Source organism: Methanobacterium lacus (assembly GCF_000191585.1).
In the GTDB taxonomy this organism is placed as follows: Archaea; Methanobacteriota; Methanobacteria; order Methanobacteriales; family Methanobacteriaceae; genus Methanobacterium_B; species Methanobacterium_B lacus.
Genome location: NC_015216.1, coordinates 722,882 through 738,279 on the forward strand (window position 1 = coordinate 722,882; position 15,398 = coordinate 738,279).

Sequence of the window (15,398 nt, forward strand, 5' to 3'; positions counted from 1 at the left end):
AAATATATCCAGTTAATTCTGGAAAAAAATTATTTTGTGATGCTCCAATCATTTGAAACATATTTTTTTCAATTGAAAATTTTTGTTGGTTCAATGTTTTTTGTGTTTTTACCCAACCGAATCTTTGAATATTTTTATAATATTAGAAATTTTTTGTTAGTTTTAGAATAGGTCGAGTTAATGTTTTTTTGATACTAATTTTGAAAGTGGTAATAATTTTTAAAGATCGTAAAATTGGCCGTAAATAAATGGTTTGGTCTAGGGGTGCTGATCAATTTTTTAGTAAGAATTAGAATTTCTAAAATTTTATGAAAATTAGTATTTTTTGAACTAGAAATTTTGGAAAATTATAAAAAAAATAGTAGTCCCTGGCGGAGTCGAACCGCCATCGAAAGATCCAGAGTCTTACAGGATTGCCATTACCCCAAGGGACTAATCTATTAAATGTTTAATAACATATAGCTCAATTTAAAACAGCTCAGTTTCAAGATTTGATTTACTACTATTTAATGATTGTGGATTGAAGTTGATGATAACATTTAAATTTATTATAATTTAATTTAATCTATGAATATTAAATATCCGGCATTAAAACCGGAAATATTATTTCTTATTATTGGATTAATATTTGGAGTTACTATTGCATTGATAAATCCAATGTTTCAAGTACCAGACGAACCTACTCACTATTTAAAAGTCATAAACCTAGCTCAAGGTCATATTTTTGTAGAAAAATCCAAGGTTTTTGTAGATATGTATTCTCCAATTCCTTATATTGTCCCAACAATAGCCATTTTACTAGGAAAGTTATCAGGTTTATCTCCTGCAATTATTTTTTATTTGGGACGATTAGCTAATCTATTTTTATATGTCTCTATTATTTATTTTGCAATAAAGTATACTCCCATACTGAAATGGGTTATTATTTTATTGGCATTAATGCCAATGGCACTTTATGAAGCTGGATCTTTTTCTTCTGATGGATTTAATATTGCAATTTCTCTATTATTAATATCATTCATATTAAAACTAGCATTTGATGATAAAATTTATAAGGTTAATAAAAATCAACTTTTATTTATATTTTTTTTAGGAGCTTTATTAGCGTTGTCTAAGGAAATTTACATCTTTGTACTTCTTTTATTCCTAATTATTCCAAAACATAAATTTGTAAGTAAAAAATACAAATATACGTGGTTTAGTATTATTTTTCTTTTCACGATACTAATAGCGTTATTGTGGACTTTAATTGTAAAGGGAATATATGTGCCAATTTCTCCACAAGTATATCCTCAGAAGCAATTTATATTTATATTGACACATTTTATTACATTTACTAGTATTCTTATTAACACAATTATAAATAATTTTGTTTACTATTTAACAACATTTGTGGGCACATTTGGTTGGAAGGACACAGGATTGGATACTCCTTTATCCCCTATTTTAGTTTATATTTACATTTTGTTTTTATTTTACATAGCTTTAACAGATAAGTCTGAAGTTAATATGAATTTGAAACAGAGAATTTGTTCCATCATGGTTTTTTTGATCAGTTTTGTTTCAATATTTGTTTTGGAGTATCTTACATGGAATAATGTTGGAAACAATCTTATTGATGGTGTTTATGGAAGATATTTCATTCCAATAGCTCCATTATTATTTTTAGGAGTGTATAGTAATAGAATCCCTAATTTTAAAGTAAATAAAATTTTAGTGCCTTGTTTTAGCATAATTATACTTATTATTTCAGTTTTTATGATTTATCATAGATTTTATTGAGTAGTGTGTTAATTCAAAATAATTAAAAATGGCCTTTTATTATCATAAATTAGTTATAATGAATTATGATAGGTAGAGTAATACTCCAATATATGATCAAGAGAATAATTATATTACAAATTGGGTAAAAATGGTTTATTTGTAATTTGACTCTTTCAACTTCCTTTTTAAAAACTATGTGGACTAATGATTTACTTCGTAATATATAGATTTTACGAAATAAAAATATTATATTTAATTAATTAAGTATTAATATTACATTTTAATATAATTGATTCAAATATTTCTCAGATAATGAATTATTTCAAATCATTTGACCATCTTTCAACAATCTTTTTACATTTTAATAAAAATTCTTCTTCATTTAATGTTCCTTTACCGGAATTACAAGAATGACACAATATTCGAATGTTTTGTTCGTCCATTACTTTTCTGTTTGAATCTATGAGATCTACAGTCATGGCATTTGAAGTAAACTCTCCTGCTTTGCCTTGGCTGTTCCTAATGTCAAATTTGGTTCCACAATAATAACATCCATTTTTTACTGCCATTTCACCTAACTCTGTTAATTTTTTGACTGAAATATTAATTTTAATTCCTCTTCTTTGGTGATTATTACGTGTATGCATGGCCCAAATATTTATTGGGTTTTTCATACGATACTCTTTTTCTTTAATCTTGTTAATATGCCTATTTTCATGATACATTTCTTTTCTACATTTTTTACAATAGGATTGATGTCCACTCTTAGTTTTTTTGTCTATACTAAACTTATTTAATGGCAAATATTCTTTACATCTACTGCATTTTTTTAACTTTAAATTATAGTCCATAATGATTACTATTTTCTATCAAATATTTAAATCAGTATTACCTTTTTAATTACTATTAATAATATATTTTAGGGTTCTAGTTTTTTCAAGTTTCTGAAAAACTTTTTGATTAATATTACTAATCTAATTATTTATCTGATTGTGATTGCTTGGATATTAAAAATAAAGATGTTATATTATTATTTTTATCTATTTGGGGAATTTAAAATCATAAGCTTTATATAATTAATTAATCAAGTTTAATTGATCTAAATTAAAGTAAATTTAACTTATCATATTATGAAGAATATAATTACGGAGGATGTGATTAATGCATATTGCGGAGGGTTTTTTACCATGGCAGTGGTGCCTTTTTTGGTACATAGTGGCATTACCGGTAATTGCCTATGGTATAATTCAGATAAAAAAGGTGACTGATGAAAATCCTGAATCTAAACCATTGTTAGCTGTTTCAGGTGCATTCATTTTTATCTTATCATCTTTGAAGATGCCATCAGTGACTGGAAGCTGCTCCCATCCAACAGGTACAGGATTGGGTGCTGTGCTGTTTGGACCTGCGGCTGTGAGTGTTTTAGCAGCAATAGTACTTGTATTCCAAGCTTTGCTCCTTGCACATGGGGGAATAACCACTTTAGGTGCTAATGATTTTTCGATGGGTATTGTAGGTCCATTTGCAGCCTGGTTAATATGGAAGGGTGCAAGGAAAATTGGATGGTCAACATCTATAGCCATATTTTTAGCAGCAGTCATGGGGGACTGGTTAACATACGTAACAACAGCAGTTCAACTTTCTTTAGCATTCCCTATTCCTACATTTGAGGCTGCGTTTGTGAAATTCATAGGAATTTACGCATGGACTCAAGTGCCACTTGCAATTGCTGAAGGTATTTTAACAGTTGTTGTGTTTGAATACATCATGAAGCTCAGACCAGACATAATGGTCAGGTTAGGGGTCATAAAGTCTGAAGATCCAGAAATAGTTAAAGCTAAAGCTGGGGCGGTTTGATATGGTAAATAAAAGGGCCATCCTACTGCTTTCTTTGGTAGTTGTCATTGTCGTATTTCCTTTGGCATTTTACAATGGTAAAGGTGAAGCACAAGGATACTTCGGAGGAACTGATGATCAAGGTCCGGAATACATAGAATCCACGGGTTACACTCCTTGGTTCCATTCCATTTGGGAACCACCTAGTGGGGAGATTGAAAGTTTACTCTTTGCTGTTCAAGCAGCTATTGGAGCAATAATCATAGGATTTGTATTTGGATACTACATGGGCCAAGACAAAGAACGAAAAAGAAAATTAGAAAGTAAAGAAAAAATTGATTGAAGAATGTATAAGCGGAGGAATTTTGATGTTTGAACTAACTCTAGATGGATATGCTCATTCAAATGAGCTTAGAAATTTGAATCCATATTTCAAGGTATTGTTTGCAATAATTACCATGATAGTTAGTTTAATATCAACTTCCCCTGTAGTACCTCTCTTCATATTTCTATTTTTCACATTTTTGATATTGTTCGAGGCTAAAATTCCAATTAAATTCTATCTGAAATTTTTATTGGTTCCATTAACCTTCGCATTTATAACCTTTGTTTTCATGGCCATATTTTTTGGATATGGTCAATATGTGTATGATTTAGGATTTTTGAATCTTGGAGTGTCTGCAGATGGTTTTAACAGAGCAGCACTAGTGTTCGCTAGAATAATGGGCGGTTTTGCTTGTTTAGCATTTTTAGCCCTTACAACACCCATGACTGAATTGTTTGCAATATTAGAAGCTATTAAAATTCCTAAAATTGTTGTTGAACTCACCATGCTCATGTATCGATACATCTTTTTGTTTCTAGATGAGGCTGTTAACATGTATCATTCACAAGAAACCCGAAATGGTTACTCAACAATGAAAAAATCGTATAAATCCATGGGAATGCTTATAAGTAACCTTTTTATAAAAACATGGCTAAAGGGTGAGCAAACGTTTATAGCAATGGAATCACGTTGCTATGATGGTTCTATTAAAACAATGAACGACTTCGGATCTGTTAAGACCATTGGGATCAAAAAATTTTCTTTCCTGATAATGTTTGAGATAGTTCTCTGTGCAGCTGTTTACTTCTCGGCAGGTTTTCACATACTGTAAATTCTTAAATCAAAAACTAATTTTTTTTATAAAAATAATATTTATCCTTTGAAAATGTATGTAGATGATATAAATAAGTTATTTCTCTTTTAAATTATCCTCATGTCCATATTACTGGACAATGTAAATTTTATCCATTAAATGATAAATTTGTTAAGTCTTGACGATGTTGTCAGTTGTTACTAGTTTATTGGTATTACTGTTATTTTTTAGTTAGACATACACTTCAAGTGTAAAAAATATCACAAAATATGAATTAATAATTATTTTTTTTTTCAGCCTAGTTTCATTCAAAATTTTTAAATAGATCCAGAACATAGTTAGACATACACTTCAAGTGTAAAAAATATCACAATTTGTGAATAGGAGTTGTAAAAATAGAATTTAGCTATGGCCTCATATTGGCAATAATAAGCATATCAACTACATTAGTTGTTATTTTACTAATTAGGGTTATTTACAGGCACAATCCTCATGTTCATAAACTTTACGGCAGGGAGATCGTACTTTTTCATAGTAGTCAACGATACGAAAAACGAATCTGGAGGTTCAACCTCATAGAGTACATTAAAAAAGAGAACAGTCATAATCCCAAGGGGCCATTGATATTTAAAATGGTTGTGGGAGAGTTGAGCGAAGACACCATGGAAATTGTTAAAAATGCAGCATCCTCAAAATTTGATGAGATATCCATAATTGGAGGGCCACAAACTTTTTGTGAAGATAAACTTGAAATATACTCCCTACTTGATAGATTCAAATCTGTCAAATATCATATCCTACCAATCAGACCCAACAAACACTTCATGATATTCAATCAAACCCACCTGTACATAGAAAAACCGCATCACCACAACGAAACAAGGGGTGCTGTGGGTGTGAAAACAGCACATCCAGATCTCATTCAGGTGTATGAAGATGCCTACAATGAAATAAATAAATATGCAAAACAGTTGAACAAGGAAGAAGTCCTTAAACAAGCTTGTTACAAGTAGGAGGAAATTTCATGGACATCAGCAGTTTAATACCAGATTTTTTAGTGTTCAGTTTGGCAGGTTCATCCCTTTCAATCACAGCTTATTCAGCTTTCAGGGACAGAAATGACGATAAAAAGTTGTTGCTAATCATAGCCACCTGTTTTTCACTGGCATTCGTGGTTGTATTTGTCATGACCTTCATAAACATGGATAACCTGACAGAAATACCAGTACTTGGTTTAACATTTTACATCCTAATATTCATGGCCATACTTTCAATAATAGGATTTATAATCCATAGATTAATGGTGGATGAGCGTTACAAACAGGATGAATTAGAATCAGCTATAGACATAATAGAATCAAGCAAAAATGGTTTAAACAGTTTTATTGGACTATTAAAATGTGAATACAAAGATGATAAATAATTATTTTAAATAGCCCAATTTGATTATGAGCTTGTTCCAAATATATAAACAACGGATATGAAATTTCGAACATTATAATCCCGACAAATGGTGAAACTATCATTCCATAGTTTTACTGATTATTTATAAATAAATATAATTAAGACACCATACAAAATCAAGATCATATGTTAGAACTCACTATTTTAGTGGTGGAGCCTGATGCAGCTGAAGCTGAAGATATAAAACTATCCATAGAGTCATTGGGTTACAATGTATCGGAAATTGTTGCCACGAGTGAAGATGCTATTCAAGTTTTAAACAGAACCAATCCTGATATCATTCTCATGGATGTAGATCTAAATGGTCCACTTGATGGTGTGGAAACTGCGAAAATAATGGATCAAACATCAAACATTCCAATCATCTACTTAACAGAAAATTTAGAACAAATAAAAAGTGAAATGGACAATTTAACAGGTCATTACTCTTGCCTAATAAAACCCATCACAGCCCGAGAATTGGAACATTCTATTGAATATGTTGTTTTTAAGCATGCCAGTGAAACTGGTTTGCTAAATGACTCGGCTAACTTCAAGAATATCTTTGATAAGGCCCCAATAGGAATTTTCCATTCTACTGTAGAAGGAAAACTCCTTAGATTAAACACAGAATATGCCAGGATATATGGCTATAATTCTACTGAAGAAATTTTAAACGATGTTAACAATTCAACCATTCAAGAAATGTTCTATGTTGAACCAGAAACTCGAAAAGAACTCATTGAAGAAGTAGTAAAGGATGAAAAATGGCACACATATAAAAACCAATACTACCAGAAGGATGGCACCATAATCGATGTTGAATTAACATTCAGGGCTGTAAAAAACCATAATAATAAAGTTCTCTATCTTGAAGGATTTGTCAAGGATATCTCTGAAAAAAAGAAGACAGAGACAGTTTTAATGGAAACTGAATCATTATACAATATCATTTCTCAAAATACTGGTGATGTAATATGGATACTGGATCTCAAAACACAAAAATTTAGTTATGTGAGTCCATCAGTTTATCAGCTTCGAGGCTACACCCCTGAAGAAGTTCTAAAACAGAAATATGAAGAGGTAATGACACCTGAAGCCTACACCTTCATAAAGGAAAACCTTCCCAAAAGAATAAAACAGTTTTTAGCAGGAAACGAAGAATGGAGGGTGGCACAGAGCGAGGTAGATCAGTACCGTAAAGATGGTTCCATAGTACCAACAGAAGTTGTGACAACACTACTCCAAGATCACAGAGGAGAAGTAAGCGAGATATTGGGTGTTACAAGGGACATAACAGAGAGAAAAAAAATTGAAAAAAACTTGATAGAAAGTGAAGAGAGAAACAGACTACTCATAGAAAGTGCTGGAATGGGAATAGGCTACTGCGATATAGATGGAACCATTTTAATGATTAACAAAATTGGGGCCCAAAAATTAAATGGAAAACCTGAAGACTTCGTTGGAAGATTGATCACGGACATTACCAAACATGAAATTGCAGAAACATTGTTGGAAAGAATAGCCATTGCTACAAGATCAAAAGATTCAATGGTCTACGAAGATCATTTAAAGCTTCCAAAAGGTGAAAAATGGTACATATTCACATTCACAAAAATTGAAAATTCCGAAGGAGAAATAACTGGAGTTCAAATAGTAGCAAACGATATAACCACTGTAAAAAAGGCACAAAGAGAAAGAGACAGGTTTTTCAACCTTTCATCAAACCTGCTCTGTATAACTGATTTTAATGGATGTTTCAAACAGCTAAATCATAACTGGGAAGAAATACTTGGATGGTCCGAGAAAGAACTCAAATCTCGACCCATCCATGAATTCATACATCCCAAGGACAGATTTAAAGAAACAGATTTCAACGAGTACGCAATGGGAGCTGATTCAAACATCAAATTTGAAAACAGATTCAAAACTAAGGATGGAAGCTACAAATGGCTCTCATGGAATGTTAGCCTTTTACCCTCTGAAGGAATAGTTTTTGCCGATGTGAGGGATGCAACCAAACAAAAAATTTCAGAAGAAGCACTCCTCATGAGTGAAAAAAAGTACAGAACCCTGTTCGAATATGATCCAGATTATACAATCTTATTTAATAAAGACGGAATCATAGTGGATGCAAACAATGCAATAAGCATGGTAACCGGTGTTTCAAAGGAAAACTTGATTGGAAAATCATTACATGATACTAGAATATATTTTAAAGAGGATATTACCAACCTACAGGAAATATTCTCAAAAATAATTGAAAACAAGGAAAACCAGATCTTCGAAACAGAACTGATTGATAAACATGGAAATATCAGATGTGTAAATGTCAATGTCACAGTAATTGAAATGGAAGATGATATAATCTACGTTTTGGTAATTGCAAGCGACATAACAGAGATCAAACAGTTTGAAACCAAACTTAAAGGTTCAATAAGAGAAAAAGAGGTTCTTTTAAAGGAAATACACCACCGTGTAAAGAACAACATGCAAATAATTTCAAGTCTCATGAACATCCAAACCAGATACTTGGATGATAAAGAATCTATAAACGTGTTAAAGGAGAGCCAGAACCGTGTTAAGTCCATGTCAATGATCCATGAGAAACTCTACAGATCAAAAAAATTTGACAAAGTTTACTTCGCTGAATACATCGAAAACTTGGTATGGGATCTGTTCTATTCCTACTCCATAGAGAAGGGCAAGATCGAACCGGTTCTTGAGATTGACGATGTAAACCTCAATATTGAAACATCCGTACCATTGGGTCTCATAATAACAGAACTGGTATCAAACTGCTTAAAATATGCATTTCCAGATTCAATGGAGGGAACATTGTATGTTTCACTTAAAAATTTAGGAGAAAACTACGAACTCATAATAAAAGATGATGGAGTAGGTTTTCCCGATACAATAGACTTTAAAAACACAGATTCACTCGGACTTCAGCTTGTAAACAGTTTAACAGATCAGATCGATGGAGAAATCGAACTGGATAATTGCAATGGAACAGAATTTAAGATCGTGTTTAATGAACTTATATACAAGGAAAGAATTTAGGAAACCACATATATGGGCAGGGTTTAACAGAAATTAACTTGAATATTTAACAATTAAATGCAGTTTTTTAAAATTTTAAACTTAAATATGTAGTGATGCAAATGTTAGTACCTATGTAGGTAGTTGTGAAATTGGTTGTGGATAAAACTAATTTTTGTCTACATTTTCACACATGAGCAATGGTTTTTTATAGGCCGCTGTTCTATCAATAATAATCGAATTAGAAATTCACGATTAAAATATAAATATTTAAATAAAAATATTTGGTGTATACTATGGCAACCAAAAAGAATGATACAATAACAATTGATAAGGAATTTAAGGCAAGGATGAAAGCATTTAAGGAAGCATTGAAATCTGAAGAAAAAAAGACCGAACTCCATGAGAGCATCTATGGATCAGAGGTTCTAATAAGATTTGAAGTTTTCCTACCTTCAAGGGATCCATTAAAATTTGCAGATGGACTTTTCCTTTATATGAACGATGAAGGAGAAATTGTGGATGCTGAGTACTACATCAAGATAGAAAACAACATCACAGTATCCAAACTCAAACCTAAAGATTTAGACGTTGTAAAAGAGTTATTTAAAGATTCATTTTCACTTGAAATAGAATAATAACCTTTTATTTAATATTTTATTTAACATAATTTTTTTTATACCAAACATTCCCATAGGCCATGGAATGGTTGATTTTTTGTTTATCATTGAACTTGGGTACTGAATATTTTGTAGGAATTTACCTTGTAAAAATTATATATCAATGGAACAATATACTAGATTTTGAATAAAAAATCATATCAAAAATGATGGGCATGACTCAGATTTATTTTGTCCTGATCGTTGGAATGAGTTCTTATTCAACTATAAAAAAAAAGAATTAGACAATAAATAGAAAATTATTTCAATTATATCTATGTACTTTCTGGATTATTTAACCGGAGGAAATTAAATGCGAAGCTTTGAAAGATTAAGTTCCCTTAAGGACTATATTCCGCTTAAAAGAAGCGAGGCTGGAGGGAAAAATGTTGGTCTGTTAGTTGATGGTCCTAATATGCTAAGAAAGGAATTCAGCCTTAATCTTGATATTGTTAGGGATATTATAGCAGAATATGGAAACATGAGGGTTGGAAAAGTACTGTTAAACCAGTACGCATCTGATAAATTAATTGAGGCCATTGTAAACCAAGGCTACACCCCAATTGTAGTTGCAGGGGATACTGATGTTTATATGGCAGTTGAAGCCATGGAACTTATTTATAATCCTAATATTGATATTATCGCACTCATGACCAGGGATGCTGATTTTTTACCCATAATAAATAAGGCCAAAGAAAATGGAAAGGAAACCCTTGTTATCGGTGCAGAGCCAGGTTTCAGTGCAGCACTTCAAAATTCAGCAGACAGTGCAATCGTATTAAAATCAGATAACAATCACGACTAACCGATAAAAATGCTTACAAATTCAATAATCGACGAAGTAAACAGACGAGAAGCAGCCCTCAGGGTCATTAAATCCATACTTCAAACCAAGGGAAGGAAAGGATTTTATGATCTTACAGGACTTGCAGGTGGATTCCCAATCCTATCCGAAGATAAAGCCCTTCTAGAAACCTATGCTGGGCCTGCAGTGTTTGATGATGCCATACAAACAGTGGGTAAAATTCATCTGGGTGGAGATAAGGTTCTGGCCTTAAACAGAACTAGTTCAGGAATACTTGCCTCTGTACTTGCCATTGTAAAACCTGGCGACGAAGTGGCACATTACCTTCCAAAGTCACCGGCACATCCATCTATACCTCGTAGTGCTGAACTTGTTGGTGCAAGTTACATTGAGTTTGATAAAATTGAAGAATTCAAGGTAGAGGACAACACATCCCTGGTTTTCATAACCGGATCAACCATGGATCACGAGATCATCACCCAAGAAGATTTCCGAAGGGTGATTGAAATTTGTAAGGCAAAAAACATTCCTGTGGCAGTTGATGATGCATCTGGAGCAAGACTCAGAACCATTGTATACAGACAGCCAAGAGCAATAGATATGGGTGCAGATATAGCCATAACCAGCACAGACAAACTTATGGACGGTCCTAGAGGAGGACTCATGTCTGGAAAGGGAGAGATTATGCAGCTGGTTAAATCTAAAGCCCATCAATTTGGATTAGAAGCACAAGCACCATTGGTGGCTGCAATGGTAAGGGCCCTGGAAAACTTAAGTCCCGAAAAAATATTAATGGCATTTTCAGCCAAACATGAACTGAAAGAAGCACTAAATAATCAGTTTTCCATGGTCAAAGAAACACCCACAGGAATAATGCTCACACCAGAAGCCATTGAATTTGAACTTAGACAAATAGAGACAGAAACAGATCTGGAATCCGATGATCTGGCGTATCTATTTGCCATGATACTCCTGAGGGATCATGGCATAATCACAATTCCAGCGGTTGGAATGCCGGGTGCATCTGCGGCGATCAGAATAGATCTAGCAGCAAATGATGCAGAACGAATTGGTTCAAAGGAAATTGCTGAAGCCTTCAAGAAAACATTTACTAAACTCCAATCTGTAGCAAACAACGAAGAAGAATCTAAAAAAATCCTCTACAGTTGAATCATAAAAAACTGCCAAAGGATTGGGTTTTATCAAACTGATGGACTATGAATACTATTTTTTTTTAAATATTGTTAGGGGATAAAATTTTGATGGAGATTGATGGATCCCGTGGAGAAGGTGGTGGAGCTGTTTTAAGGATAGCAACAGGTCTATCCGCATTAACATCTAAACCAGTTAAAATATACAACATACGCTCAAAAAGACCCAAACCTGGACTCATGCCTCAACATTTAAATTCTGTGAAGGCAGTTGCAGAACTATCAGATGCCAACCTTTCAGGACTTAAAATAGGGTCAACAGAACTATCATTTCAACCCGGAAAACTGAAACCCGGTAACTACGATATAGACATTAAAACAGCAGGAAGCATCAGTTTGATACTTCAAGCCTTCATGATACCTGCAGCATTTACAGGAGGACCTGTTAAAATTACCATAAAAGGTGGAACAGATTTAAGATGGTCTCCAAGCATAGATTACCTCCAAAATATAACTCTTCCCATCTTGAACACCATGGGCTACAAGGCAGACACCCAAGTCCTTAGAAGGGGCCACTACCCCAAGGGCGGAGGAATTTTAGAGGTTACAATTTATCCAATAAGTTCATTAAAACCGGTGAATATTATTGAATCAAATTTTAATGCTGTAAAAGGCATATCACATGCTGTTAATCTGCCAGAACATGTTGCAATTAGACAGGCCAGATCTGCAGAGGTCATGATAAAAAATGCAGGATACGATATAAACGTAGATATTGAACATGATGACAATTCATTTGGATCAGGATCTGGAATATTACTATGGACAGATGGAACCATCCCACTCGGTGGAAGTTCCATAGGTGAAAGGGGTAAAAAAGCAGAAGTAGTTGGACTTGACGCTGCAAAAGATTTACTGGAACAGATAAGTGGAAATTCGGCTTTAGACAGCCATATGGGAGATCAGATAATTCCATACCTTTTCATCGCTGGAAATTCTTCCATAACCACCTCTAAACTCACACAACACACATTAACAAATATAGATGTAGCGAGTCAGTTCATAAATAGAGATGTGCAGGTGGATGGGAAGTTAGGAAAACCTGCTCTTATAACAGTTAAATAAATTTTCAACTCACATCAATGTTGAAGTAGCCTGTTCTATCGAATACATGGGTTGAATTTTCAGATTCAACATCTATCATGAAAGTGTGATCATCAAGCATTGCAGGTATTCCAACCACGATTCCAGATGCATCGGACCGTAATTGTAATGTGGGCGTTACACTATTTTTTGATGGCATTATGTAACTGGCCTTTCCATTTTGTACTTGGAAATCTACTCTTGATATTCCATAATCCCCAAATCCTCTTAAATGGAACTGGTAAATGCCATTTTTAGAAATTCCTCCCGTTGTTTTTAGAGATATCCATAGTGTGTTGTTGTCAATTTCAAATCCAACATCCCCAATATCATAGCTACTTTGACTGTCCAGTACAGAGTAGATTTGATTATTTGGCTGGTTTAGAATGTCACCCACAGGATCATGAAACACCGTCGTTGGAAAACCATGGGAGTTAATGTAATCGTTGCTTGTATCTTGTCTTGTGACGTTCTTGATGGGGGCAACAGCAAAGAGTTCATTGGATTTGATGAATGATTTTAAGAAAACAGAATCCTTTTGCATCTGGCTCTGGTAACAGTTAACTGCATCAAACTTGTATTGTTCCAGAGAATTGTTCAAAGGAAATATTAACCAGTTGGTCTGGTTTGCGAGGTAGGATGGCGGGAGCAGTTTACTCTGTGGAAAGTATGATCTAGGAAATGGCCACAGTGTCTCATCATCATGAACCAAGTAGCTGTACATTTTTGTTTGATAATCCATATCGTTAACAGCATAATCCACAAATGAACCAGTTCCCCAGTGGTCGGTGTTATCGTCATCCACTGCAGGATAAATTATTATCGTTGGATTGTAGTTGGCAATCATGGTTTCAATATTGGATTCCAATGATTCTCCACAGTAACTGGAATTTTGATCATATGAGAATGAATTGTGATGGGAACCATCAAAGTAGGCATGGTTGGGATCCCAATTCTCATTAAATAAACGGTTAACAACCTGTGGATAATCTAAAAATGTAACATTATTACTTGAAAGTCCAAGTTTTGCAGTTGCATCTAAAGTTTCAGAATGTCTTACACTGCCAAGTTTTCCCTTCCCACCATTGGTTACAACAACAACATGAACAGGCACATTATGTTCAACACAGTACCTAATCAAACCTGCACTACTTAAAGATTCATCGTCGGGGTGTGGGGCAAAGATCAGAACTCTGTCCGAACTATTTATCTGAGGATATTTGGGATAATTGTTAACTTGATTGTTGTAGCTGTAGGAAGTAGCAGCAAAACTGAAAAGTAAAATTAAAGTAAGGAAAAAGGTTAGTTTTGCTTTTTTATCCATCTCACTGTCTCCAAATTAAATAGGGGCATCCAAATTTTCATTAACAATATATGTTTGATACTGCATCTAATCAATCTGAATCTTTTGTCATGCTGTAAAAAAAAAATTAATCATTATTTGTTTAGGTGTAAACATTCACCAGATATCATCTTCCTTAGGCTACCATCTTCCATTTCAATTATGAGTATTCCTTCTTTATTAATACCAACAGCGTAGCCTTGAACTCTTTTTCCCCTTGTTCTAACTTCAACACTGGTTCCTATTGTTGAAGACATTGCACGCCATTCATCAAGGATCTCTGGAAACTTACCATCTTTAAAGTCATTGTAGATGTTTTCAAAGTTCTGTAGGAACCTTTGAACCAGAAGTGCACCGTTAATTTCGGTGTTTAACTCATTTTTAAGGGAAGTAGCACCCTTCTGAAGATCTGATGGGAGCATGGGAACATCCACATTCATATCTATACCAATACCCACCACAAGGTAGTTCACTTTATCCAGTGTGGCGTTTACTTCTGTTAAAATACCGCATACCTTTTTTTTACCGATCAATATGTCGTTTGGCCATTTTATTCCCACGTCGATGTTCAATTCTTCCTTAATTGTTTTTGCAACAACCACACCTGTAACAAGGGTTAACTGGGATGCTCTGTGTGGCGGAATTTCTGGTCTGAGTATGACACTCATCCAGATACCTCCAGGTGGTGATATCCAAGTTTTACCACGCCGGCCTTTTCCTTTGTTCTGAATTTCAGCAACTACGACTGTACCATCTTCGGCACCTTCCTCTGCAAGGTACTTGGCAACTTCGTTGGTGGAATCAACTTCGTTGAAGTAGTGTATATCATGACCCATAAAATTGGTTTTCAAGCCCCGTTTAATTTCATAGGGTAGGAGAAGATTTGGAGTTTTGATAAGTCTGTATCCCAGTTTTGAATGATTTATAATGTATCCTTCCTCTTCCAGATTTAGGAACTCATTTTCAATTATCTCTGGACTCTTTCCAGTTTCATTCACAAATTGTTCCAGAGGTACGTACTCATCCTTCTTTTCATAAAGAGTTTTTAATATTTTTCTTTTGGTCATGTAAAAT

General features: G+C 33.8%; 14 protein-coding genes. 11 read left to right on the plus strand and 3 right to left on the minus strand.

What is annotated here, in order from left to right; translation table 11 throughout:
• The first annotated feature begins 567 nt into the window (after positions 1–567).
• The gene (locus METBO_RS03815) at positions 568–1,782 is read left to right on the plus strand and encodes a DUF2142 domain-containing protein (RefSeq protein WP_013644352.1); all 1,215 of its coding nucleotides are present in this window, start codon (positions 568–570) and stop codon (positions 1,780–1,782) included.
• Between the two features lie 299 nt (positions 1,783–2,081).
• Here METBO_RS03815 and METBO_RS03820 read toward each other — a convergent pair whose 3' ends face one another.
• Complete coding sequence (locus METBO_RS03820; RefSeq protein WP_013644353.1) at positions 2,082–2,615, minus strand: hypothetical protein; 534 nt, start codon at positions 2,613–2,615, stop codon at positions 2,082–2,084.
• 310 nt (positions 2,616–2,925) lie between these two features.
• On the opposite strand from METBO_RS03820, the gene cbiM reads away from it, so the two are divergent.
• From cbiM to rtcA, 10 genes are all read left to right on the plus strand, one after another.
• Positions 2,926–3,621: a cobalt ECF transporter S component CbiM gene (gene cbiM / locus METBO_RS03825; RefSeq protein ID WP_013644354.1), complete on the plus strand. Its 696-nt coding sequence runs from the start codon at positions 2,926–2,928 to the stop codon at positions 3,619–3,621.
• A gap of 1 nt (position 3,622) precedes the next feature.
• Positions 3,623–3,943, plus strand: coding sequence for an energy-coupling factor ABC transporter substrate-binding protein (locus tag METBO_RS03830; RefSeq protein WP_013644355.1), 321 nt, complete (start codon positions 3,623–3,625; stop codon positions 3,941–3,943).
• A gap of 25 nt (positions 3,944–3,968) precedes the next feature.
• Entirely contained in the window at positions 3,969–4,757 is a 789-nt protein-coding gene (cbiQ, locus tag METBO_RS03835) for a cobalt ECF transporter T component CbiQ (RefSeq protein ID WP_013644356.1), read from the plus strand.
• Between the two features lie 401 nt (positions 4,758–5,158).
• Positions 5,159–5,752 (plus strand): hypothetical protein, encoded by a 594-nt coding sequence (locus tag METBO_RS03840; protein ID WP_013644357.1) that lies wholly within the window; start codon positions 5,159–5,161, stop codon positions 5,750–5,752.
• 11 nt (positions 5,753–5,763) lie between these two features.
• Positions 5,764–6,162, plus strand: a complete 399-nt coding sequence (locus METBO_RS03845) for a hypothetical protein (RefSeq protein ID WP_013644358.1) — start codon at positions 5,764–5,766, stop codon at positions 6,160–6,162.
• A gap of 167 nt (positions 6,163–6,329) precedes the next feature.
• Positions 6,330–9,245 carry a PAS domain S-box protein gene (locus tag METBO_RS12930; protein ID WP_013644359.1) on the plus strand — a complete coding sequence of 972 codons (2,916 nt, stop codon included), beginning with the start codon at positions 6,330–6,332 and terminating at the stop codon, positions 9,243–9,245.
• Between the two features lie 275 nt (positions 9,246–9,520).
• The gene (locus tag METBO_RS03855) at positions 9,521–9,862 is read left to right on the plus strand and encodes a hypothetical protein (protein ID WP_013644360.1); all 342 of its coding nucleotides are present in this window, start codon (positions 9,521–9,523) and stop codon (positions 9,860–9,862) included.
• A 334-nt stretch (positions 9,863–10,196) separates the two neighbouring features.
• Positions 10,197–10,688 carry a TIGR00288 family NYN domain-containing protein gene (locus METBO_RS03860; RefSeq protein ID WP_013644361.1) on the plus strand — a complete coding sequence of 164 codons (492 nt, stop codon included), beginning with the start codon at positions 10,197–10,199 and terminating at the stop codon, positions 10,686–10,688.
• A gap of 9 nt (positions 10,689–10,697) precedes the next feature.
• A complete protein-coding gene (locus METBO_RS03865) occupies positions 10,698–11,858 on the plus strand; it encodes a TIGR03576 family pyridoxal phosphate-dependent enzyme (protein WP_013644362.1) in 1,161 nt (386 codons plus the stop codon).
• Positions 11,859–11,950: 92 nt separating this feature from the next.
• Positions 11,951–12,964: an RNA 3'-terminal phosphate cyclase gene (rtcA, locus tag METBO_RS03870; protein ID WP_013644363.1), complete on the plus strand. Its 1,014-nt coding sequence runs from the start codon at positions 11,951–11,953 to the stop codon at positions 12,962–12,964.
• Positions 12,965–12,968: 4 nt separating this feature from the next.
• On the opposite strand, the gene METBO_RS03875 is transcribed toward rtcA, so the two are convergent.
• Positions 12,969–14,306 (minus strand): PIG-L deacetylase family protein, encoded by a 1,338-nt coding sequence (locus tag METBO_RS03875; protein WP_013644364.1) that lies wholly within the window; start codon positions 14,304–14,306, stop codon positions 12,969–12,971.
• A gap of 113 nt (positions 14,307–14,419) precedes the next feature.
• On the minus strand, positions 14,420–15,391 hold the full coding sequence (locus tag METBO_RS03880) for a biotin--[acetyl-CoA-carboxylase] ligase (protein WP_013644365.1): 972 nt from the start codon (positions 15,389–15,391) through the stop codon (positions 14,420–14,422).
• Positions 15,392–15,398: the final 7 nt, after the last annotated feature.